Origin of the sequence: Veillonella sp. VA142 (assembly GCF_003992135.1) — a bacterium.
GTDB lineage: Bacteria > Bacillota > Negativicutes > Veillonellales > Veillonellaceae > F0422.
Genome location: NZ_RQVN01000053.1, coordinates 1 through 1262, shown reverse-complemented (window position 1 = coordinate 1262; position 1262 = coordinate 1). Strand labels below are relative to the sequence as shown.

Sequence of the window (1262 nt, the reverse complement as noted above, 5' to 3'; positions counted from 1 at the left end):
GAAACGGCGCCAGTGCGGTTACTCGATGCTGTATTAGAGGAGTTGGATTATACAGAGTTACAGCATTTGTATTCTTCCAAAGGGAGAAAATCTAAGGTTCCACCGCATATTCTGTTTAAAATTTTTATCTATGCTATGTCCGAGGGAGTGTATTCTACACGTGCTATCCAAAAACAATGTGAAGAAAATATCAATTACATGTGGCTTTTACAGGGATATCCTGCACCAAGTCACATGACATTTCAACGATTTTTTGCCCGTTGTCCCTTAGAAGTGATTACGAATTTATTTACACAAGTAATGGAAGCCATTGCAAGAAGAGATACGCTTACTTTTAACGAAGTATTTATTGATGGAACAAAAATAGAGGCTAATGCTAATAAATACACGTTTGTATGGAAGAAATCGATTCAAAAAAGATTGGCTACCTTACCATCTAAGTTAGTAGTACTACAACAAGATGTATATACAGAACTAGGAATTGATGCATCGCAGATGAATGATGAATTACTGTGCTATATATTAGAGAAAGAAATTGAACTACAACAAATTAATTTTGTATTTGGTAAGGGCAAGCATAAGACTACCCTACAACGATTATATGAAAGAGCAGAAGAATTAGTAGACAAACGCAAAGAGTATGAAGCACATTTAGCTATTATGGGCGAGCGAAATAGTTATTCGAAAACAGATCCTGATGCTACTTTCATGCGTATGAAAGAAGACCATATGCAAAATGGTCAATTAAAACCTGGATACAACGTCCAAATGGCTGTTCATTCCGAATATATTATGGGAGTAGGTATATTCCCTAATCCTAACGATACCAATACATTAATCCCCTTTTTACAGCATTTAGAGAGTTTGCATACTTCCAAGTTTAGATATATAGTAGCCGATGCAGGATATGACAGCTACGAAAATCTATTATGGTTAGAAGAAAAAGGATACTTATCTTGTATTAAACCTAAGGACTACGAACGCTCTAAACAACGTAAATGGAAAACAGATATTAGTAAAGCTCGCAATATGGAATACATATCTGAAGAAGATGCTTTTATATGTGCTAAAGGCCGAAAGTTACACTATTCTCACCGTCGTAAGAGTAAAAGTAAAACTGGATTTACTTGGGAAAGTATGGTATATGTATGTGAATCTTGTAATCGCTGTGGATACAAATCTGAATGCCAACGATATGTAAAGAAAACAACCAAGAACCCAACTAAACAAATTTGCATTACTCCAGGATATGACTCGGTATT

At 35.3% G+C, this 1262-nt stretch carries 1 protein-coding gene; it reads left to right on the top strand.

The window, feature by feature from the left end; genetic code table 11:
* Nucleotides 1-1262: IS1182 family transposase (locus EO117_RS09050; RefSeq protein ID WP_126940114.1), on the top strand; the 1262-nt coding region annotated here is incomplete at both ends.